This is a genomic window from Aurantimonas marianensis, assembly GCF_024195285.1.
Classification (GTDB): Bacteria; Pseudomonadota; Alphaproteobacteria; order Rhizobiales; family Rhizobiaceae; genus Aurantimonas; species Aurantimonas marianensis.
In genome coordinates, this window is record NZ_JALHBS010000053.1 from 31,949 (window position 1) to 52,090 (window position 20,142).

The 20,142-nt window shown below is 67.1% G+C and carries 17 protein-coding genes and 1 pseudogene; 10 read left to right on the top strand and 8 right to left on the bottom strand.

The genetic code is table 11. From position 1 onward, the window contains the following. Positions 1-48 precede the first annotated feature (48 nt). Together MJ956_RS09910 and MJ956_RS09915 are read right to left on the bottom strand one after the other, a co-directional pair. Positions 49-1,926 (bottom strand): ABC transporter ATP-binding protein, encoded by a 1,878-nt coding sequence (locus MJ956_RS09910; RefSeq protein ID WP_253964310.1) that lies wholly within the window; start codon positions 1,924-1,926, stop codon positions 49-51. Continuing rightward, entirely contained in the window at positions 1,923-3,800 is a 1,878-nt protein-coding gene (locus tag MJ956_RS09915) for an ABC transporter ATP-binding protein (protein WP_253964311.1), read from the bottom strand. The genes MJ956_RS09910 and MJ956_RS09915 overlap by 4 nt, the downstream gene beginning before the upstream one ends. A gap of 179 nt (positions 3,801-3,979) precedes the next feature. Between MJ956_RS09915 and MJ956_RS09920 the strand changes: the two genes are divergently transcribed. The 3 genes from MJ956_RS09920 to MJ956_RS09930 all read left to right on the top strand — a co-directional run bounded on the left by MJ956_RS09920 (position 3,980) and on the right by MJ956_RS09930 (position 5,084). Beyond that, positions 3,980-4,498 carry a tRNA (cytidine(34)-2'-O)-methyltransferase gene (locus tag MJ956_RS09920; RefSeq protein WP_253964312.1) on the top strand — a complete coding sequence of 173 codons (519 nt, stop codon included), beginning with the start codon at positions 3,980-3,982 and terminating at the stop codon, positions 4,496-4,498. Positions 4,499-4,606: 108 nt separating this feature from the next. Then, complete coding sequence (locus MJ956_RS09925; protein WP_253964313.1) at positions 4,607-4,849, top strand: DUF4160 domain-containing protein; 243 nt, start codon at positions 4,607-4,609, stop codon at positions 4,847-4,849. Next, positions 4,824-5,084 carry a DUF2442 domain-containing protein gene (locus MJ956_RS09930; protein WP_253964314.1) on the top strand — a complete coding sequence of 87 codons (261 nt, stop codon included), beginning with the start codon at positions 4,824-4,826 and terminating at the stop codon, positions 5,082-5,084. The genes MJ956_RS09925 and MJ956_RS09930 overlap by 26 nt, the downstream gene beginning before the upstream one ends. A gap of 26 nt (positions 5,085-5,110) precedes the next feature. On the opposite strand, the pseudogene MJ956_RS09935 reads toward MJ956_RS09930, so the two are convergent. Next, positions 5,111-5,308, bottom strand: a pseudogene (locus MJ956_RS09935) (HNH endonuclease); the annotation flags it as partial. Positions 5,309-6,281: 973 nt separating this feature from the next. Between MJ956_RS09935 and MJ956_RS09940 the strand changes: the two are divergent. Then, positions 6,282-8,072, top strand: a complete 1,791-nt coding sequence (locus tag MJ956_RS09940) for a mechanosensitive ion channel family protein (RefSeq protein WP_253964315.1) — start codon at positions 6,282-6,284, stop codon at positions 8,070-8,072. Between the two features lie 23 nt (positions 8,073-8,095). On the opposite strand, the gene MJ956_RS09945 is transcribed toward MJ956_RS09940, so the two are convergent. Next, the gene (locus tag MJ956_RS09945) at positions 8,096-8,368 is read right to left on the bottom strand and encodes a hypothetical protein (RefSeq protein ID WP_253964316.1); all 273 of its coding nucleotides are present in this window, start codon (positions 8,366-8,368) and stop codon (positions 8,096-8,098) included. A 288-nt stretch (positions 8,369-8,656) separates the two neighbouring features. Here MJ956_RS09945 and hemF point away from each other — a divergent pair, with 288 nt between their 5' ends. Beyond that, positions 8,657-9,565, top strand: a complete 909-nt coding sequence (gene hemF / locus MJ956_RS09950; RefSeq protein ID WP_253964317.1) for an oxygen-dependent coproporphyrinogen oxidase — start codon at positions 8,657-8,659, stop codon at positions 9,563-9,565. A gap of 87 nt (positions 9,566-9,652) precedes the next feature. Beyond that, the gene (locus MJ956_RS09955; protein WP_253964318.1) at positions 9,653-9,829 is read left to right on the top strand and encodes a DUF1059 domain-containing protein; all 177 of its coding nucleotides are present in this window, start codon (positions 9,653-9,655) and stop codon (positions 9,827-9,829) included. A gap of 92 nt (positions 9,830-9,921) precedes the next feature. Here MJ956_RS09955 and MJ956_RS09960 read toward each other — a convergent pair whose 3' ends face one another. The 3 genes from MJ956_RS09960 to MJ956_RS09970 are packed head-to-tail and all read right to left on the bottom strand — an operon-like array spanning position 9,922 to position 12,391. After that, positions 9,922-11,163, bottom strand: a complete 1,242-nt coding sequence (locus tag MJ956_RS09960) for a CCA tRNA nucleotidyltransferase (protein WP_253964319.1) — start codon at positions 11,161-11,163, stop codon at positions 9,922-9,924. After that, entirely contained in the window at positions 11,160-11,795 is a 636-nt protein-coding gene (locus tag MJ956_RS09965; protein ID WP_253964320.1) for a CoA pyrophosphatase, read from the bottom strand. Before MJ956_RS09965 ends, MJ956_RS09960 begins: the two co-directional genes overlap by 4 nt. An 8-nt stretch (positions 11,796-11,803) precedes the next feature. Further along, entirely contained in the window at positions 11,804-12,391 is a 588-nt protein-coding gene (locus MJ956_RS09970; RefSeq protein WP_253964321.1) for a DUF1285 domain-containing protein, read from the bottom strand. 194 nt (positions 12,392-12,585) lie between these two features. Here MJ956_RS09970 and MJ956_RS09975 point away from each other — a divergent pair, with 194 nt between their 5' ends. The 4 genes from MJ956_RS09975 to MJ956_RS09990 are packed head-to-tail and all read left to right on the top strand — an operon-like array spanning position 12,586 to position 19,478. Then, entirely contained in the window at positions 12,586-13,596 is a 1,011-nt protein-coding gene (locus tag MJ956_RS09975) for an AAA family ATPase (protein WP_253964348.1), read from the top strand. A 13-nt stretch (positions 13,597-13,609) separates the two neighbouring features. Next, positions 13,610-14,536 (top strand): DUF58 domain-containing protein, encoded by a 927-nt coding sequence (locus tag MJ956_RS09980; RefSeq protein WP_253964322.1) that lies wholly within the window; start codon positions 13,610-13,612, stop codon positions 14,534-14,536. Then, on the top strand, positions 14,533-17,400 hold the full coding sequence (locus tag MJ956_RS09985; protein ID WP_253964323.1) for a DUF4159 domain-containing protein: 2,868 nt from the start codon (positions 14,533-14,535) through the stop codon (positions 17,398-17,400). The genes MJ956_RS09980 and MJ956_RS09985 overlap by 4 nt, the downstream gene beginning before the upstream one ends. Then, positions 17,397-19,478, top strand: a complete 2,082-nt coding sequence (locus tag MJ956_RS09990) for a hypothetical protein (RefSeq protein ID WP_253964324.1) — start codon at positions 17,397-17,399, stop codon at positions 19,476-19,478. Before MJ956_RS09985 ends, MJ956_RS09990 begins: the two co-directional genes overlap by 4 nt. 40 nt (positions 19,479-19,518) lie before the next feature. On the opposite strand, the gene MJ956_RS09995 is transcribed toward MJ956_RS09990, so the two are convergent. Then, complete coding sequence (locus MJ956_RS09995) at positions 19,519-20,025, bottom strand: GNAT family N-acetyltransferase (protein WP_253964325.1); 507 nt, start codon at positions 20,023-20,025, stop codon at positions 19,519-19,521. Positions 20,026-20,142: the final 117 nt, after the last annotated feature.

Genomic DNA, 20,142 nt, shown 5'->3' on the forward strand with positions numbered 1-20,142 from the left:
CATACTTTTGAGGCGCCTGCCTTTTTCCGAACCCCCTCATGCCCCCCCCTACTCCGCCGCTTCTTCTTCCCGCTGCCCATACAGGAAGCCGCCCGACTGCCTGGCCCAGAGGCTGGCATAGAGTCCGTCCCGCGCCACCAGCTCCGCATGACTGCCCTCCTCGACGATCCGGCCTTCGTCGAGCACGATCAGCCGGTCCATCGCGGCGATGGTCGAAAGACGGTGGGCGATGGCGATGACGGTCTTGCCCTCCATCATCTTCGTCAGATTCTCCTGGATGGCCGCCTCGACCTCTGAATCCAGCGCCGAAGTCGCCTCGTCCAGCACCAGGATCGGCGCGTCCTTCAAAAGCACACGGGCGATCGCGATGCGCTGGCGCTGGCCGCCCGACAGCTTGATGCCGCGCTCGCCGACATGGGCGTCGTAGCCGGTGCGGCCCTTCGGGTCGCGCAGGGTGGGGATGAAATCCTCGGCGTTGGCCCGTTCGGCCGCCGACAATATGTCGCCCTCGTCGGCACCCGGCCTTCCATAGGCGATGTTGTCGCGGATCGAGCGGTGCAGAAGCGATGTGTCCTGGGTGACGACGCCGATAGCGCCGCGCAGCGAGGCCTGGGTCACGCCGGAAATATCCTGGCCGTCGATGAGGATGCGTCCGCCCTCGAGGTCGTAGAGGCGCAGGAGCAGATTGACCAGCGTCGTCTTGCCGGCGCCCGAACGCCCGACGAGACCGATCTTCTCGCCCGGCCGGATCGCCAGCGACAGATCCTCGACGACCCCGCCGCCCTTGCCATAGTGGAAGCTGACATTCTCGTAGCGGATGGCGCCGCGTGACGCCTCGAGCGGTCTGGCATCCGGCTCGTCGACCAGCGTCGGCAGCTGCCCCACGGTCGCGACGGCGTCCTGGATGGTGCCGTAATTGCGCACCAAGCCATTGATGTTGAACATCATCCAGCCGGACATCTGGTTGAGCCTGAGCACCAGTCCGAGGGCGATGGCGACCCCGCCGGTGGTGATGCCGCCGGCCTGCCAGCCGAGGATCGCCACCGTGCCGACGCCGGTCATCATGACGCCGTTGAGGACGGCGACGGCGGTTCGCACCTCGGTCAGCGCACGCGTCATCCGCCGCGTCGCATCGACCAGATGAGAAAAACCCGCCTTGACGAAGCCGTCCTCGCTGCGCGCCGAATCGAACAGCTTCACCGAGAGAATGTTGGTGAAGCTGTCGACGACCCGGCCCGAGACGATCGAGCGCGCGTCGGCCGCCGCCCGCCCATGTCTGCGGATCTTCGGCAAAAGGTTGCGGACGATCCAGACATAGCCGAGCGCCCAGGCGCCCAGCACCACTGCCATGCGCCAGTCGAGCGCGCCGAGAATCGTCACGGTCAGGATGATGAAGGTGACGAACGACCAGAAGGTCTGCAGGATCGTGGTGACGAAGTCGCCGGTCGCCGCGCCCACCTGCTGCACCTTCTGGGCCAGCCGGCCGGCGAAATCGTTCTGGAAGAAGGTGTAGGGCTGCTCCATCAGCCGGCGATAGCTTTGCCAGCGGATGCGGTTGTAGAAGCTCGGCGAGATCACCTGTTCCTCGAGGATGGAGGACACGAGCAGGATCGCCGCCCGGCCGACCAGCGTCAGCAAGGCGAGCCCGGCAATCAGCCAGAAATGCTCGGCGAACAGCGTTGCCGGCGACGAGCGCTCCAGCGCGTCGATCAGCCAGCCGACGCCGGTATACATGACCGCCTCGATGCCGCCGGTCAGGCCGCCGGTGGCCAGCAATCCGAGCAGCGGCCACTTGGCCTGCTTGGCGAAGTGCCAGATGAAGCGGTTGGTCTCCTTGGGCAGCGGCGCCAGATGGCCGGCGCCCTCCCCCTCGTCGTCGAACGGATCGAGCAGCGCCTCGAAACGCTGGAGAAACCGGTCCATCATTCCGCCGCCCTCAGGCCGCTCTCACCCGCCGAATCCTCCGGCGGGTCGCAATAGAGAAACCCGCCGGCCTGACGCGCCCAGAGCTGGGCATAAAGCCCGCCCCTGCCGACCAGCTCTGCATGGGTGCCCTCCTCGACGATGCGGCCCCTGTCCAACACGACCAGCCGGTCGAGCGCGGCGATGGTCGACAAGCGGTGGGCGACGGCGATCACGGTCTTGCCCGCCATCAGCCGGTAGAGATTGGCCGCGATCGCCGCCTCCACTTCCGAATCGAGCGCCGAGGTCGCCTCGTCAAGCAACAGGATCGGCGCGTCCTTCAGCATGACCCGGGCAATCGCGATGCGCTGGCGCTGGCCGCCCGAGAGCTTGACGCCGCGTTCGCCGACTTCCGCGTCGAGGCCATGCCGCCCCTCGGCGTCGGCGAGCTCCGCGAGGAAGCCGGCGACCTCCGCCCGCTCGACGGCGCGCGTCAGCTCGGCCTCGCTCGCCTGCGGCCGGCCATAGCGGATGTTGTCGCGGATCGAGCGGTGCAGCAGCGCGGTGTCCTGCGTCACCATGCCGATCTGTTCTCTCAGCGAAGCCTGCGTGACGCCGGAAATATCCTGCCCGTCGATCAGGATGCGCCCCGCCTCAACGTCGTGGAAGCGCAGCAGGAGGTTGAGGATCGTCGACTTGCCGGCGCCGGAGCGCCCGACCAGGCCGATCTTTTCGCCCGGCCGCACATTGAGGTCGAAATCGCGCAAGACGCCGCCACCCTTGCCGTAATCGAAGGACACCCGCTCGAAGACGATCTCGCCCGTCGGCACCACAAGCTTCGGCGCTTCCGGTCGATCGGCGATCGTCCGTGGCGTCGAAAACGTCGCCATCCCGTCGCGGATGGTGCCGATATTCTCGAACAGCGCCGCCACTTCCCACATGATCCATTGCGACATGCCGTTGATGCGAAGCACCAGGCCGATCGCCGCCGCGAGCGCACCGACCGTGACCAGTTCGGACAGCCAAAGCGAAATGCCAAGGGCACCGACACCGGTCAGCAGCATCGAGTTCAGGAGGTAGAGCGACAGCTGGAACAGGTTCACCAACCGCATCTGGCCATGCACCGTCGTCAGGAAGCCGCTCATGGAGTCGCGGGCATAGTCGGCCTCCCGCCGCGTATGGGCGAACAGCTTCACCGTCGCGATGTTGCTGTAGGCATCCACTACCCGCCCGGTCATCTCGGCGCGGGCGCCGGCCTGCCGCTCGGCGACGGCGCCGAGGCGCGGGATGAAATACCACAACATCAGCGCGTAGAGCGCCAGCCAGCCGAGAAAGGGCAGCGCCAGCCGCCAGTCGGCCGCCGCCACCAGCACCACGACGCCGGTGAAATACACCGCGACATAAAGCAGGACATCGAGCGCCTTCATCACCGTCTCGCGCACCGCCAGCGCGGTCTGCATCAGCTTGGTCGAGATCCGCCCGGCGAATTCGTCGCTGAAGAAGCTCATCGAATGGCCGAGCAGCCAGCGATGCACCATCCAGCGAAACCGCATCGGAAAATTGCCGGCGAGCGCCTGGAAGGTGACGAGGCCCGACAGGAACACCAGCCCCGGCAGCACGACGAGCACGACGAAGCCCATCAGGGCCAGCGCCCAACCGCGCTCGGCGACAAACGTCTCACGCGAGACGCCGGAGAACCAGTCGACGAGCTGGCCGAGGAAGCCGAACAGCGACACCGCGACGATCGAGATCATCGCGGTCAGCACCGCCATCGCCAGGAGCAAGGGCCAGATCGGCTTGGCATGGAACCAGACGAAGCGGGCGAGCCCGCCACCCGGCGGGGTCTCAAGCTCCTGGTCGGGAAACGGATCGACCATCCGCTCGAACAATGAAAACATCAAGATCTTCCATCGGGTCGGACGCCCGTTCCATGAATCATGGCAGGTCCGAGCATTTTCGGACGGCAACCGGCTGTGGCGAGGCGGTCCCCTCGATATAGGACGAACCCAGGCCAATTCACGGCTTCCGCGACGCCGGGCGCGGCTTGCCGCTCCCATGACGACAGGCAAGGCTACCGATGATCCAGGATCGCGACGACCACGAGCCCGGCAAGACAGCCGCTTCGACCGGGGCCGGGGCGATCGCGCTCGCCCTCTATCAGCCGGACATCGCCGGCAACACCGGCACGATCCTGCGGCTCGGCGCCTGCCTTGGCCTTGCCGTCGAGATCATCGAGCCGGCCGGCTTCGACCTCTCCGACCGCGCCCTGAAGCGCGCCGGCATGGATTATCTCGTCATGTCCAGCCTGGTCCGGCATGTCGATTTTGCCGGCTTCGACGCGGCGCGCCGGGCGGCCGGTCGAAGGTTGGTGCTGTTCACCACCAAAGCCCCGACGCGCTATACCGATTTCGCCTTCCGGCCCGGCGACGTCCTCCTGTTGGGCCGCGAGAGCGCGGGGGTTCCGGAGAACGTCCATGCGCTCGCCGATGCCGCCGTGACCATCCCGATGGACGGCGGCGGCCGCTCGCTGAACCTTGCCGTCGCCGCCGGCATGGCGGCAGGCGAAGCGCTCAGGCAGGTCAGGTGGGGCGGGTGATGGCTCGCCGTGGGGCTCGGACTGCTATCAGACCAGCCCACCGTCCAAGGGTTGCGTTGCCACGGCCGTTGGATATCAATGGCGTGATCGAATTTAGCAACCTGTCCGATGCCGACGATCCTTCGCATCAAGGGGTTCCGGGTGTATTTTTACAGCCACGAACCCGACGAGCCGCCGCATGTCCATGTCGACCGGAGTGGTTCGTCGGCGAAATTCTGGCTCGAGAACGTCTCTCTTGCCCGAAATATGGGATTTTCGGCCAAGGATCTCGGCGAAGTCCAACGATTGGTGCGCGAGCATCGCGACGCGTTTTTGGAGGCGTGGCATGGGTTCTTTGGCGGCAGCCGCTGATATTCGGGTGAAAGCGGTTTTTCTCGATGCAGACACGTTGTCCGTCCAACTGATGGACGGGCGAACGATATCTGTACCCTTGGCGTGGTATCCCCGTCTTGCCGACGCGCCCCCGGAACAACGGGCCGATTGGGAGATTGCCGGGGGTGGCTACGGCATCCACTGGCCGCAGATCGACGAGGATTTGAGCACCGAAGGGTTGCTGCGCGGCGCGCGGGACGCACAGGCTTCGTAATCGGGAGGTCGCGGAGCGACGTCGCCAGGGCGGATATGGGCGGCTTCGACTTCCGCCCTGCCCCCTCCGTTGATCAATTTCAGCCCTGTGACGGCGCAACGTGCGTCATAAGCCCGCAGCACCACCTGGCGAAAAACGCGATCTCGAACGGTCCGTGAACCCACATAGCTGACGCGGGCGCGCTCCTGCTCGTACTGGAAAGGCGTCTGCTCCTCCTCCATCCCGGTGACGCGAGTGGGCCCGTCGATTGGCGAAACCGTCCAACATTGTCGTCATCCCGGCCTTGAGCCGGGATCCATGCCAAGCCGCATGAGCCGCCAATTCGTCACCCGGACAGTATGGGAATAAAACTCGCGGCATGGGTCCCGGCTCAAGGCCGGAATGACGGGGTTTGGATGCCGGCGCCCCTTTCTTCTACGGGCGATGGAAGGTCCGTGCGCTTTCTCAAAACCGCGCCACCCCGTCGAAATCTTTCTCCCCACCCTTTTCCCCTCCCGCATACTCCCCTGACCGCCGGCCCACGAAACGGGCGCGAATGATCACCGGGATCGTTCGTTGGGCCAAGGGGAGCAATCCCTGGCGGTGCGGTGTCCGCGACGGGGCTTCTTCCGGAGAAGACCCGGCCCGGACGACCCTTTGCTCCGCCGGACCGTCCCCCACTAACGAGGGGTCCGCGGATCGGTCCGCTTGAGGCCCCGCAAGGGCCGAAGAGCCGGCAGCGCATGGCGCCCCATGAAAGTGCGGGGGGCGCCGTGTCGAAGGGTCGCACAAACGCCGCGCGGGATGCCGGAGGCGGACCGCATGACTTTAAACCAGTCGGAGGGTTCGCCTCCGGCGTCCCGCCGCCTCTCCCGAGCATCGCGAGGGAAGGCGGCGACCAGGGACCCGCCAGCGACGAGTTCCGCGAGGAGCTTAAGGGCGGGACAAGAAATGCTGGCCCGCCAGCGACGAGCTTCGCGAGGAGCTAAGGGCGGGACAAGAAATGCTGGCCCCTCAGCGAGCCGCAAGGCGAAGCTTAAGGAGGGGACAGAGAATCGAAGCGAAGCGGAAGAAGGAGGAGCCATCGCCGGGGAATGCTGACGCCGGCCGTGAACGCGGTGCGGGCGATGACGCGCGCCCTTGATCTTCGCGGTCCCGCTCCCACCGTTGACGCAACGAAAAGCGAGGCCGAGGGATATGACCCGACCGACCGACAGGATGAGAACACGCCGCCTGACGATAGCGTTTATGGCGCTGCTGGTGATGCTGCTCACCAGCCTCATCCCGCCGGAAGCCGCGGCGCAATTGCTGCCCGGCGGCGGATCGGCCGCGGATAACGGCGGCAGTTCCGAACCGGGTTCGGGCTCCGACGAGCCGAGCCGCTACTGGTGGCGTATCGACGCACTGAACCCCTCTCTGCCCGCCCCGCCCGCGACCCTGCGGCGCGACACGCCGCGCATCGCTCTCGAAGGCTTCATCGACGCGGCCGAGCGAAAGGACTTCGCCACCGCGTCGCAGCTGCTGAATTTCGCGCTGCTGCCCGAGCAGCCGACGCCGGAACGCGCGGCCGAACTCGCCCGGATGCTGTACGAGGTCCTCAATCGCAAGCTGTGGATCGACTGGGCCGCCCTGCCCGACCGGCCGGACGGCGTCGATGTCGTCGCCGCGAGCAGTTCACCCTTTGCCGGCGAACCGCGCCGGGCAATCAGACTGGGCATCATCGATCTCGAGGGCCGGCCCGTGTCGATCTGGATCGAGCGCCTGAAACCGAGGAATGGCGAACCGGTCTGGCTGATCGCCGGCGAAAGCGTCGCGCGAACCGAAGCGCTATATCTGCGCCACGGCCCCAAGGATTTCGAGCGCCGTCTGCCCGAGTGGTTGCTGCAGCCCTCGGCCTTCGGCCTGCCGCTGTGGCAGATCGTCGGCTTTCCGCTGATCCTGGTCGGCGGGCTTGCCGTCGGCTGGATCGCTTTCCGCCTGGTGGGTTCCGCACAGCGTCCGGTGCGCAATCGACAATGGCTCAACCGGGTCGTCGAGCGGGCCCGGCTGCCAGTCGCGCTTTTGGCCAGCGCCGGATTGATCTGGTGGCTGACATCGTCGCTGCTGTCGTTCACCGGACCGCTCAACACGCTGCTCGCCCCCCTGCTTCTGGGACTGATCGTGATCGCGGTGACCCTCGGCATACTGCGCGTCCTCGATATTCTGCTCGACGTCTTCGCCTCTCGCTATATCGAGGACGTCAGCGAAGAGGAGAATTCCGAGGCGCGCCGGCTGCTGACCAATCTTTCGGTGCTGCGCCGGGTGATCATCCTGGTCGCCTTCCTGGTCGGCGCCGGCGCGCTGATCATCCAGCTCAATCTGTCGCAAACGCTGGGCGTCTCGCTGCTCGCGTCGGCCGGCATACTGACGCTGATCCTCGGCTTCGCCGCTCAGACCGTACTCGGCAACATTCTCGCCTCGATCCAGATCGCGATCGCCAAGCCGATCCGCATCGGCGACGCGGTCTTCTACGAGGGGGCTTGGGGTTACGTCGAGGAGATCAACTACACCTATGTGCTGATCCGCATCTGGGACGAACGGCGTTTCGTCGTGCCGGTGCGGTATTTCGTTTCCAACCCGTTCGAGAACTGGTCGATCCGCAATCCCGGTATCGTCAAGCCGGTCGAATTGCAGCTCGACTATCGCGCCGACATTGCCGAGTTGCGTCAGGTCTTCGAGGCGATGCTGCGCGACGACGAGGATTGGGACGAGGAACAGGAGCCCAAGATTCTGGTGATCGCTCAGGACGCGGAAGCGATGACGGTCCGCTTCTACTTGAGCGCCAAGGATTCCTCGGCCGCCTGGAACCTTCACTGTCGCATCCGCGAAAAGCTGATCCACCATATCGGCACGCAATCGGACTGGTTCCTGCCACGCCAGCGGGTCGCCAGCGTCGGCGACGGCACGGATGCGGCAAAAGCGGGTGCCGCCACGCAGATCGGCGCTGAAGCGGCTTCGGTCGAGGCATGACGGCGCCGCGCTTCGCCGCCGCCTCAATCGGCGCTGGGCAGCCGCCGCATGGTGAATTCGATCTCGCCTTCAGGCAATTGCCGCCAGCTCTCCACCGAGGTCCAGTAGGCGGCCTTGGGGTAGCGGTCGAACCATTCGCGCGCCTTGATGCGCGCCGCCTCGCGCGGCAGGGTAAAGGTCTCCCGCACGAAACTGTCGCTCCCCTGTCCGCGGATGCGCCCGGCCGCGCGGTCGTGGCGGGTTTCGTGCAGTCGTCTGGCAAGACCGTCGAGCGGCGGGCGGGTGAGCCGGGACATGGACTTTCTCTGAGATCGCGATCGGGCGGCCGAAAAAACGATAGCCGTCCGGAACGACTTTTGCGAATCGCCACCCGCCAATGACGAGCGGGGCATTCATCACCGCGGCGAGGCCCCCGGCTTGGCTGCCATGTTCGCGAACCCGTTTGCCGCGTGTGGAACTTGGCATTGCGCTCACCGTCTCCAGATGCGATTGCCGCGAAATAGGGCGGCGGCGCCGACGCCTTGCCCGCCGCGCCGAACGAACAAATCGCCGGGCAGTTCCCGGCATATGAGAGTGACCGCCGCATGGAAAAGCCGAACCTGCCCGAGGGGCTGCCGGATGATATCGACGCCAAGAAGGCGACAGCGCAGGCCTGGTTCGAGGTGCTGCGCGACCGCCTCTGCGCCGTGTTCGAAGAACTCGAGGAAGGATTCGGCGAAGAGACCGGGCTCGCGGCCGGGAAGTTCGAGCGCACCGCGTGGTCGCGGGAGGGCGATGGCGGCGGCGGCCTGATGTCGATGATGCACGGCCGGGTGTTCGAGAAAGTCGGCGTCCATACCTCGACCGTCCATGGCGAATTCTCGCCGGAGTTCCGCAAGCAGATCCCCGGCGCCGAGGAGGACCCGACCTTCTGGGCGTCCGGCATCTCGCTGATCGCCCATATGCGCAATCCCAACGTTCCGGCGGTCCACATGAACACCCGCATGGTCGTGACCACGCGTCAGTGGTTCGGCGGCGGCGCCGACCTCACCCCGACGCTCGACCGGCGCCGCACCGACGACGATCGCGATACCCTCGCCTTCCACAAGGCGCTGAAATTCGTCTGCGACCGGCACGCCGGTGTCGCCGACTACAGCCGCTTCAAGGAATGGTGCGACGAATATTTCTACCTTCCGCACCGCGGCGAGGCGCGCGGCGTCGGCGGCATCTTCTATGATTGGCTGCACTCGTCAGAGGAGCAAGGCGGCTGGGACGCGGACTTTGCCTTTACCCGCGACGTCGGCAAGGCGTTTCTGGTGGTCTATCCGCACATCGTGCGCCAGAACGTTCTTCAGCCCTATACAGAGGCGGACCGTGAAGAGCAGCTGATCCGCCGCGGCCGCTATGTCGAGTATAATCTCCTTTACGACCGCGGCACGCTGTTCGGCCTCAAGACCGGCGGCAACGTCGCCTCGATCCTGTCGTCGATGCCGCCGATCGTGAAGTGGCCCTGACTTGTAATTTTTTAACGAAATGTAAATCTGTTTAATTGATTCGGCGTTTCACGAATCGTATGTGTAGCTGATCAGGGAGGATCATTCATGTACGAACTAGATTGTGCCGGCATCATTCCCGGCTGCCAACGGGTCATCCGAGCGGAGAGCCAGGCCGAGGTGGTTCGGCGGGCCGTCGTTCAGGCCAAGCAGCTCGGCGTCGACCGGATTTCGCCGATGATGCTGGATTCGTTCCGGACGAAGACCCACGAGCTGTTGAACTAGGCTTCAGCCGTTCGAATTGGGGCGATGTGAAACTGCGAAGCGGGCCGGCGGCCCGCTTTTTTGTTGCAGCGATTGTACCGACCGCCGCTCTTTCAAAGGCGGGACATCAAGGTCTTGCCGTCGAGCACGAAGCCGCTCTCGGCCCAGAGCCGACGAAGCCGGTTCAGCGCCTCGCCCATGTCGGGTCCCGGCGCGATGCCCGCCCGTTTCAGATCCTCGCCATTGACCGGAAATTCGGGCGGGTCGAAACGTTCCGCGGCGTCCAGCTGGCGGGCTAGCGTCGCCACCGCCGTCAGCGATTGTTGCGTGCCTTCCGCCTTGGCTCGCGCCGCCGCTAGACCTAGGCGCAGCCGATCGACGATCGACGATCGATCGCCAAAATAAAGCCGCGTGCGCAATGCCGCCTCGCTCTCGTCCGGCCGCGCCGGCTCGGCGTGCGCGAAGGCAACGATACGGTCGCGCTCGGCGTTGGAAAAGCGCAGCCGCCTGGCCATTTCGGTCAGCCGCGCGGCATCGGGCGGCACGATCGCCGCCAGCCGCAGCATCGGATCGGCAGCCCAACCGAGGGCCCGCTCGGCGTCGACCAGCGGATGAATGGCGTCGATCCCCCATCGCTCGGTCTCCGGCAAGACGGCCGTCAGCACCCCGGTCTGGCGCATCCACAAGAGCGCGCGCGACGGATCGGGCGCGGACAGGAGCTTGCGCAGTTCCGACCAGACCCGCTCCGGCGAAAGACCCGCCAATCCATCCTTCAGCCGCGTCGCCGCCCGGATTCCCTCGGTATCCGGCCGGCCTTTTCCGTAGAAGGCGAAGAACCGGAAGAACCGCAAGATGCGCAGATAGTCCTCGCGAATCCGCATCTCCGCATCGCCGATGAAGCGCAGGGTCTGGCTGGCGATATCGGGAATGCCGCCGACGAGGTCGATCACCGTTCCGTCCGCCCGGCAATACAGCGCGTTGATCGTGAAGTCCCGGCGCTCGGCGTCGGCCTGCCAGTCGCGGCCGAAGCGAACGGTGGCGCGGCGCCCATCGGTTTCGACGTCCTGCCTGAGCGTCGTCACCTCGTAGGCCCGCTTTGGCGTGACCACCGTTACCGTCCCGTGCTCGATGCCCGTGGGCACGGCGCGAAAGCCCGCGGCCTCGACCCGCCGCACGGTCTCCTCGGGGATCGTGGTCGTCGCCACATCGACGTCGGTGACCGGTTGATCGAGGATTGAGTTGCGCACCGCGCCGCCGACGACACGCGCTTCTTCGCCGTCATGCGACAGCGCCGACAACAGCGATTGCAGCGACGCGGATTTCAGCCAAGGCGCATCGATCGTCGTCACGGTCATGCATAGAGCCTTTCGTAGAGGGTGCGGATGATGCCGGCGGTGACACCCCAGATGAAGCGCTCGCCGAAGGGCATCACATAGTAGCGCCGCTCGGTGCCCTGCCAGATGCGACTTTCCTGGCTGTGATTGGCTTCCGTCATCAAGAATCCGAGCGGCACCTCGAACACGTCCTCGGCCGGATTGGCGGTGATTCGAAAGCCCGGCCGGACGACGGCGACGACCGGGGTGATGCGAAAGCCGGTGGTCGTCAGGTAGCGCGGCAATCGGCCGATCGGCTCGATGTGGTCCGGATCGAGGGCGATCTCCTCGGTACTTTCGCGGATTGCCGCCGCTTCCGGGGAAGCGTCGTCCGGATCGACGGAGCCGCCGGGAAAGGCGATCTGGCCGGAATGTTTGCGCAAATGGTCGGCCCGCTTGGTCAGAATGAGCGTCGCGCCGTCTGCATGCTCGACGACGGGAACCAGAACCGCGGCCTCGCGCGCCTCGGCCCGCTCCATCAGCTGGACGAGATCGGGATTGAGCAGATGGTCGCCATATTCGCGCGTTTCTCCTCCGCCCCCACCGCGCGTCCCCATCCGGGCGCGCAGGTCGGCTGCGGTAAAACCCGCGTGATGCAACATATCGCCTGGCATCGCCGTCCTCATGCGGCACCTTCAGCTGGAATCTCGAAGACTCCGCCACCGGAGCGGACAACCTGCCGCTCGCCATCGGCTTTGCTCAACGGCTCGACGAAATCGGCGAGATCGAAGGCCAGAGCCCGGGTCAGCCGCGCCTCGAGCCGCCCGCGCACCGTCACATAGGGACGAAATTCGCCGTTCTCGCCGATCGCAAAGCGCAGCGGGTGTTCCGGACCGGCTTCGACGACGTCGCCGACATCGGTGCGAAAGGTCAGCACCGGCTCGCCCTCCTTCAATCCGCGGCTCATCTCGACCGCCTGGAAATGCGCGTCCTCGACCGTAATCCCCAGCTTTTCCACCGGGGTGACGAGATAGGTCCGGCCATCCTCGTCCTTGCGCAGCACCGTGGAGAACAGCCGCACCAGGGCAGGCCGGCCGATCGGCGACCCCATATAGGTCCAGCTGCCGTCGGCGCGGATCACCATGTCGATGTCGCCGCAATGGGCCGGATTCCAACGCTCGACGGGTGGTGCCCCCTTGCCGGCACGCTCAGCGCGGGAGATGAGCGCCGCAAGGCTGATGCCGCCGGCATTCGATGTCGCCTCTTGCATGTTTCTCCCCTTACGCGGCAATCGGTCCCATATAGGGGCCGGTCTTATTTTGGCCGGGCTTCGCAGTCACGAAATAGTTGTCGGACCCTTGCTTGCCAGGAGCGGCGGGAGCCGTTTCCATGTTACGATTCCGCTTCGGCTTCGTGCCCTCCCGACGCGGCGCCCAGCGACAATTCCTCGACGGAGAACTCCTGATGACGATGATGCAGCCCCAGGAGGCGCCCCTCAGCAACGACGCGGTCATCGCGATGGCGGAAACCGCGCTCGCCGATATCGCCAAGGTGCGCGATTCGGTCGGTCGGGTCATCTTCGGCCAGGAAAGCGTCGTCGAACAAAGCCTCATCGCCATCCTCGCCGGCGGCCACGCGCTACTCGTCGGCGTGCCGGGCCTTGCCAAGACCAAGCTCGTCGACACGCTCGGCGTCGCCCTCGGCCTCGACGCGCGACGCATCCAGTTCACGCCGGACCTGATGCCGTCGGACATCGTCGGCACCGAGGTGATGGACCAGGACGAAACCGGACGTCGGTCCTTCCGCTATGTGAAGGGGCCGGTCTTCGCCCAGCTCCTGATGGCCGACGAGATCAACCGCGCCTCGCCGCGCACCCAGTCGGCGTTGCTGCAGGCGATGCAGGAGTATCACGTCACGGTCGCCGGCGAGCGCCACGACCTTCCGGCGCCGTTCCACGTGCTCGCCACGCAAAACCCGCTTGAGCAGGAAGGCACCTATCCGCTGCCGGAAGCCCAACTCGACCGCTTCCTGATGCAGGTCGACGTGTATTATCCCGACATCGCGGCCGAGCGCCGCATCCTCGTGGAGACGACCGGCAACGCCGACCAGTCGGCCGAGCCGGTGATGACCGCCGAGCGCCTGCGCGAAATCCAGTCGCTCATCCGCCGCATGCCGGTCGCCGAGAGCGTCGTCGAGGCGATTCTCCAACTGGTGCGTTCGGCGCGTCCGGGCAATGGCAGCAGCCACGCCGACACCCATGTCGCCTGGGGTCCTGGCCCGCGCGCGTCGCAGGCGCTGATGACCTGCGTCAGGGCGCGAGCGCTCTATGACGGCCGCCTCGCCCCCTCGATCGACGACGTCATGGCGCTGGCCGAGCCGATTCTACAGCACCGCATGGCACTTAATTTCGCGGCTCGGGCCGAGGGTATGAGCGTGCGCGACGTCATCGGCGCGCTGAAGCGCGACGCGGCCTAGGGCGGCCGCCGCGATGCCGATCGGCTCGAGCGTCGACCTCACCAACGCGCCGGAAGCCCTCGTGCGAGCGCGCCAGCGCGCAGCGCTGATGCCCGACCTTCTGGTCGAGGCACGGCGCGTGGTCGCGACCGTGATTGCCGGATGGCACGGACGGCGCCGGCGCGGCGTCGGCGAGAATTTCTGGCAGTTCCGCCCCTTCGTCGATGGCGAACAGGTCTCGCGCATCGACTGGCGGCGCTCGGCCCGCGACGACCATGTCTATCTGCGCGACCGCGAATGGGAGGCGGCCCAGACCGTCTGGCTGTGGGCGGACCCGTCGCCGTCGATGCGCTACCAGTCGAAGGACGCGCCGGTCTCGAAGGAATCCCGCGCCCTGGTGATCGTCCTTGCGCTGGCCGAAATCCTGGCGCGCTCCGGCGAGCGGATCGGCTATCCGGGTGTCATCGATCCGATTTCGGCGCGCAACGCCGCCGAGCGGATCGCCGCGGCGCTGCTCAACAGCCGGCCGGACGACCCGTTCCCACCGGACGATCGGCTGAAGCGCTTTACCGAACTCGTCATCGTCAGCGATCTGCTCGATCCGGTCGACGACATCATCGCCCGTATCGATCGCCTCGGCCGGCACGGCGTCAAGGGCCACGTGATCATGGTCGCGGATCCCGCCGAGGAAGTCTTTCCCTATGCCGGGCGCACCGAGTTCCGCGATCCGGAGACCGGGATGAAGCTGACCGCCGGCCGGGCCGAGACCCTGCGCGAGGACTACACGACGCTTTACAAGGCCCGGCGCGAGCACATCGCCGAACATTGCCGACGGCTGGGCTGGAGCTTCATCGCCCACCGCACCGACCGTCTGGCTTCGGAAGCGCTCGTCGCCGTCCACGGCCGGCTGAGCGGTGCGCCGCAGGTCATGGGACCGCGATCGAAGGAGCCCGCGGCATGATTGGCGGCCTCGCTTTGTCCTTCGGCGCACCGCTGGTGCTGTTCGGCCTTCTGGCGCTGCCGGTGATCTGGTGGCTGCTGAAGCTGACACCACCGCGTCCGCAGACGGAGACCTTCCCGCCGCTGCGAATCCTGCAGGATATCCTGAAAAGCGAGGAGACGCCGTCGAAGAGCCCGTGGTGGCTGACGCTGCTTCGGCTGCTGCTGGCTGCGCTGATCATTTTCGCGCTCGCCGCGCCAACGCTGAATCCGCGCGAAAACCAGCTGTCGGGCGATGGCCTGTTGGCGCTGCTGATCGACAATGGCTGGGCGAGCGGCGGCGACTGGGACGAGCGCCGCGCGGCGGCCGAAGGCCTGATCCGCGAGGCGGGCGAGGCCGGCCGGCCGATTTCGCTCGCCTTCACGGCGGAAGGCCCGAGCGACGACGCGACGCCGGTCGAGGCGGCAACGGCGCTCGAACGGCTGGCCGCCACTGCACCGCACCCGGTCCCGACCGACCGGGCGGCGGCGGCCGAAAGGATGGCGACGGCGCTCGCGGGCAACGGGCTGGGCTCGCTGGCCTTCCTCACCGACGGCCTGGACAGCGAGGAGACGGCGACAGCGGCGCGGACCCTGGCCGCGCTCGCGCCATCCCAGGCGATCGTCTACGCGCCAAGCACCGAGGGGCTGGTCGGGCTGACCAGCGCCGACAATTCGACCGAAGCGCTGGTCGTCAAAGCCGTGCGGCCGACCGGTGGCGCGGAATCCAGAACTTTCACCCTGCGCGCCGTGGATGGACAGGGCCGCGAGATCGGCCGCGCCCGGCTGGAATTCGGCGCCGGTGACGGCACCGCCGAAGCACGCTTCGCGATCCCGGTGGAACTGCGCAACGACATCGCCCGGCTGGAAGTCGATGGCGCGAGCGACGCAGGCGCCGTGCGGCTGGTCGATGACAGCTTCCGGCGCCGCCGGGTCGCGCTGGTGTCGGGGGAATCCGCCGACCTCGCGCAGCCACTCCTGTCGCCGCTCTACTACATCACCCGGGCGCTGGAGCCCTTCGCCGATCTCGCGCGGCCCGACAGTGCCGATCTCGCCGAGGCCATTCCATCGCTTCTGGAGCGTCGCCCCTCGGTGGTGGTCCTCGCCGACATCGGCGTCCTGCCCGAGACGGCCGAAACCGCCCTGCAAAAATTCGTCGAGGACGGCGGCTACCTGGTGCGCTTCGCCGGGCCGCGGCTGGCGGCAACCACCGGCGAAGACCGGCTGGCGCCGGTGCGGTTGCGCACCGGCGAGCGCCAGCTCGGCGGCGCCATGTCCTGGTCGGAGCCGCAGAAGATCGCGCCGCTGGCGGCCGAAAGCCCGTTCGCGGGGATCACGGTTCCCGAGGACGTCACCGTCACGCGGCAGATCCTCGCCGAGCCCTCCGTCGATCTCGCCGGCAAGACCTGGGCGAGCCTTGTCGACGGCACGCCGCTCGTGACCGCCGAGTCCCTCGGCGCCGGGACGATCGTCCTCTTCCACGTCACCGCCGAAGCAACCTGGTCGAACTTGCCGATCTCGGGCGCCTTCGTCGACATGCTGCGCCGGATCGTCACCCTGTCGCGGGCGAGCGCGAATACAACCGACGGACGCACGGCGGCCGACAGCCTGCCGCCCTATCGCGTTCTCGACGGCCAGGGCCGTCTGGTGGGTCCGGGCGCCGACGTGCAGCCGCTGCAACTCGTCGCGGAGGGGCCGCAGCCGGTGACGCTGCAAAACCCGCCGGGTCTTTACGGCACCGAGGACGGCTATATCGCCCACAATCTCTTGCCGGCGGCCACCGAACTGAAGCCCCTGCCTGCGCTCGATCTCGGCGCGCCTTTGCAGTCGCGCGGCTATGGCGGCGAGGACGCGGTCGATCTGACGCCCTGGCTGTTCGCCGCCGCGCTGGTGTTGTTCGCGCTCGATGCGCTGGCGCTTCTCTGGCTGAACGGGGCTTTCTCGCGGATCGGGTCGGCTCTCGCCAACCGCCGGTCGGCCGCGCTGCCGGTGGTCGCCCTTGTGGCGGCCGTGGCGCTCGCCGCGTCGGCGAGCCCTGGCTTCGCACAAGCGCCCGAAGCCGCCGCCACGAGGGGTGTCCCTGACTTCACCTTCGACGTCGAAAAGGCGATCGCGGCCACCGAAACCACCCATCTCGCCTATGTCGAAACCGGCGATCCGGCGACCGACGACATCTCCCGCGCCGGCCTCTCGGGCCTGACGCAATACATCGCGGCCAAGACCGCGCTGGAGCCGGGCGAGCCGATCGGAGTCGACATCGCCGCCGACGAACTCGCCTTCTATCCGATCATCTACTGGCCGATCGACCCCGCCGCGCCGATGCCCGACCAGAGAGCGGTGAGCCGGATCGACGCTTACATGAAACAGGGCGGCACGGTCCTTTTCGACGTCGCCGACGATACGCTGTCGGGCCTATCCGGCGGCGGCGTCTCGGCCGGCCAGCGGCGGCTGCGCGATATCCTCGCCGATCTCGACATCCCGCCGCTGGAGCCGGTGCCGTCGGATCACGTATTGACCAAGGCGTTCTACATCATGGGCGACTTTCCGGGCCGGCACACCGGGTCCGACCTCTGGGTGGAATCGTTGGTGCGCGACGCGGACGGGGCCTCGCGGCCGGCGCGCGGCGGTGACGGCGTATCCTCGATCATGATCACCGCCAACGATCTCGCCAGCGCCTGGGCGGTCGACGAACAGGGTCTGTTCCTGTTTCCGACGGATTCGTCCGACCCCTCGCAGCGCGAATACGCCTACCGGGCGGGGGTCAACATCGTGATGTATGTGCTCACCGGCAACTACAAGGCCGATCAGGTGCATGTGCCGGCGCTCCTGGAAAGGCTCGGCCAATGACCTGGTCGATCGACTTCGCGCCGTTCTTCTCCTGGACGGTGATCGCCATCCTGGCGGTGCCGACGGTTATTCTGGCGCTGGCGCTGATCCTTGCCCGGATGCGCGGCGCGGTCGTCCGTATCCTGGCCATCGCCGCGCTGCTGCTGGCGCTGCTCAACCCGGTCGTGCTTCGCGAGGAGCGCGACCCCTTGAAGAGCGTCGTCGCGCTCGTCCTCGACCGCAGCCAGAGCCAGACGATCGGCGAGCGCGCGGCCCAGACCGACGCGGCCGAGGCGGCGCTGAAGGAGAGCCTCGCCCGCTATCCGGAGTTTGAGGTCCGCACGGTCGAAGCACGCTCGGGCAATGCGCCCTCCAGCGACGCGACCACCGCCCTGTTCGGCGCGCTCGCGGGCGCGCTCAAGGACGTCGCGCCGGCGCGGGTGGCCGGCGCGATCATGGTCACCGACGGCCAGATCCACGACATTCCCGCTGACGCGCAGGCGCTCGGCTTCGACGCGCCGGTCCACGGCCTCGTCACCGGCCGGCCGGACGAGTTCGACCGCCGCCTCGAGGTGACGACCAGCCCGCGCTTCGGTCTCGTCGACGAGGACCAGAGGCTGCGCTACCGGGTCATCGAGGAAGGCCCGAAAGCCTCGGATGCGCCGGTCGAGGTGCAGATCTTCCTCAATGGCGACCTGATCGCGCGCGAACAGGCCCGCCCCGGCAGCGAGGCCGAATTCACCTTCCAGCTGCCGCGCTCCGGCAAGAACATCCTGGAACTCTCCGCCGCCCGCGATCCGGGCGAGATCACCCCGGTTAACAACCGGGCGATCGCCGTGGTCGACGGCATTCGCGAGAATTTGCGGGTGCTGCTGGTTTCCGGCGAGCCGCACGCGGGCGAGCGCACCTGGCGCAACCTCCTGAAGTCGGACGCCGCCGTCGATCTCGTCCATTTCACCATCCTGCGCCCGCCCGAGAAGCAGGACGGCACGCCGATCGACCAGTTGTCGCTGATCGCCTTTCCGACCCGCGAACTCTTCGTGGAGAAGATCGACGATTTCGACCTGATCATCTTCGATCGCTATCAGGAGCGCGGCGTGCTGCCAGCGCTGTATTTCGATTACATCGCCCAATATGTCGAAAACGGCGGGGCGATGCTGATCGCCGCCGGGCCGGAATATGCCGGCAACGACAGCGTCGCGAGCACGCCGCTGCAGGCGGTGCTGCCGGCGATGCCGACCGGCGGGGTCGAAAAGCGGGCGTTTTATCCAGAGGTCTCCGAACTCGGCCGCAAGCATCCGGTCACTCGGAACCTGCCTGGCTCGAACAGCGAACCGCCGGACTGGAGCCCGTGGTTCCGCTCGATCGACGTCGGCGAACCCGAGGGCGAGACGGTGATGAATGGGCCGGACGGCAAGCCGCTCCTCGTCCTGAACCGGGTCGAGGAAGGCCGCATCGCGCTGCTTCTGTCCGATCACGAGTGGCTGTGGTCGCGCGGCTTCGAGGGTGGCGGCCCGCATGTGGCGCTGTTCCGGCGCCTTGCCCACTGGCTGATGAAGGAGCCGGAGCTGGAGGAAGAGGCGTTGGACGCCGAGGCGCGCGGCTCCGACCTTCTCGTCACCCGCCAGACGATCGGCGAGGAACCAGGTCCCGCGACGGTGCTGACGCCGTCCGGCGAGGCGGTCAGCGTGCCGATGGAGGAAGTCGGCGCCGGCCGCTACGAGGGCGTCCTGGAGACCGACGAATTGGGGCTGTTCCAGGCGGCGAATGGCGACCTGCGCGCTCTGGCCAATGTCGGGCCGGTCAATCCGCGCGAATATCGCGAGGCGATTTCCACGGTCGAGAAGCTGGAACCGATCGCGGACGCGACGCGCGGCAGCGTCCGCCGGCTGGCCGGGTCGTCGGGCGACATCGATGTGCCGCGCATCGTGCCGGTCAGCGGCCGGGCGAGCGCCGACGGGCGCGACTGGATCGGCCTGCGGAAAACCGAGGAGACGGTGCTCCGGGGCGTCGACCGCACGCCGCTCTTTGCCGGCTTCCTCGGCCTGGCGGTGCTGCTGCTGGCGCTCTCGGCGACCTGGTATCGCGAGGGGCGGTAAAGCTTACTGATTAAGCTCCGCCGCGCGCCGACCCGCCCGCTTAATTCTGCCGCGCACCCACCCGTCCCGAAACGCCATCGAGCGCTCCCTCGACCAATTCCAAACCCAGCAGGCGCGCCGGATCGACCGGACCCGGCATGATCACCGATCCGCGCGGCAGCGGCCGGTAGCCGAGCGGCGCGTAATAGGGCGGATCGCCGACCAGGATGATCGAGCCCTCGCCCTTCTCCCGCGCGGCGTCGGCGGCGAGGCGCATCAGCGCCCTGCCCGCGCCCCGGTTCTTGAAGGTCGGACGCACGGCGAGCGGCCCCAGCATCAACGACGGCGTTTCGCCGATCGCGATCGGCGTCAGCCGCACCGATCCGATAATCTCGTCCTCGAAAAGCGCGACGAAGGAGAGCGAGCGATCATGCGGCGCCATTTCGCGGACGCGCTCGGCGGCCCGCGCGAAGCGGCCGGGTCCGAACGCCTCGTCGGCAATCGCGTCGATGGTCGGGTCGTGGTCGGGGTGCTCCGGCAGATACCGGACATCGGAGAGGTGAAACATCGAAAAGGAACCAGTTCGGGCGGACGATGGCGCCGCACACGAGACTCTCGATGCGATCGGGAAATCCGGCGGACGACGGCGGTCAATGCGCTGGGGCGCGGACCATTACTCGTCGTC

What these genes read in the sequence shown, in the direction of transcription:
- MJ956_RS09910 (WP_253964310.1), bottom strand. Translation starts at nt 1,926, where the DNA reads ATGATGGACCGGTTTCTCCAGCGTTTCGAGGCGCTGCTCGATCCGTTC.
- MJ956_RS09915 (WP_253964311.1), bottom strand. Translation starts at nt 3,800, where the DNA reads ATGTTTTCATTGTTCGAGCGGATGGTCGATCCGTTTCCCGACCAGGAG.
- MJ956_RS09920 (WP_253964312.1), top strand. Translation starts at nt 3,980, where the DNA reads ATGATCCAGGATCGCGACGACCACGAGCCCGGCAAGACAGCCGCTTCG.
- MJ956_RS09925 (WP_253964313.1), top strand. Translation starts at nt 4,607, where the DNA reads ATGCCGACGATCCTTCGCATCAAGGGGTTCCGGGTGTATTTTTACAGC.
- MJ956_RS09930 (WP_253964314.1), top strand. Translation starts at nt 4,824, where the DNA reads ATGGGTTCTTTGGCGGCAGCCGCTGATATTCGGGTGAAAGCGGTTTTT.
- MJ956_RS09940 (WP_253964315.1), top strand. Translation starts at nt 6,282, where the DNA reads ATGAGAACACGCCGCCTGACGATAGCGTTTATGGCGCTGCTGGTGATG.
- MJ956_RS09945 (WP_253964316.1), bottom strand. Translation starts at nt 8,368, where the DNA reads ATGTCCCGGCTCACCCGCCCGCCGCTCGACGGTCTTGCCAGACGACTG.
- hemF (WP_253964317.1), top strand. Translation starts at nt 8,657, where the DNA reads ATGGAAAAGCCGAACCTGCCCGAGGGGCTGCCGGATGATATCGACGCC.
- MJ956_RS09955 (WP_253964318.1), top strand. Translation starts at nt 9,653, where the DNA reads ATGTACGAACTAGATTGTGCCGGCATCATTCCCGGCTGCCAACGGGTC.
- MJ956_RS09960 (WP_253964319.1), bottom strand. Translation starts at nt 11,163, where the DNA reads ATGACCGTGACGACGATCGATGCGCCTTGGCTGAAATCCGCGTCGCTG.
- MJ956_RS09965 (WP_253964320.1), bottom strand. Translation starts at nt 11,795, where the DNA reads ATGCCAGGCGATATGTTGCATCACGCGGGTTTTACCGCAGCCGACCTG.
- MJ956_RS09970 (WP_253964321.1), bottom strand. Translation starts at nt 12,391, where the DNA reads ATGCAAGAGGCGACATCGAATGCCGGCGGCATCAGCCTTGCGGCGCTC.
- MJ956_RS09975 (WP_253964348.1), top strand. Translation starts at nt 12,586, where the DNA reads ATGACGATGATGCAGCCCCAGGAGGCGCCCCTCAGCAACGACGCGGTC.
- MJ956_RS09980 (WP_253964322.1), top strand. Translation starts at nt 13,610, where the DNA reads ATGCCGATCGGCTCGAGCGTCGACCTCACCAACGCGCCGGAAGCCCTC.
- MJ956_RS09985 (WP_253964323.1), top strand. Translation starts at nt 14,533, where the DNA reads ATGATTGGCGGCCTCGCTTTGTCCTTCGGCGCACCGCTGGTGCTGTTC.
- MJ956_RS09990 (WP_253964324.1), top strand. Translation starts at nt 17,397, where the DNA reads ATGACCTGGTCGATCGACTTCGCGCCGTTCTTCTCCTGGACGGTGATC.
- MJ956_RS09995 (WP_253964325.1), bottom strand. Translation starts at nt 20,025, where the DNA reads ATGTTTCACCTCTCCGATGTCCGGTATCTGCCGGAGCACCCCGACCAC.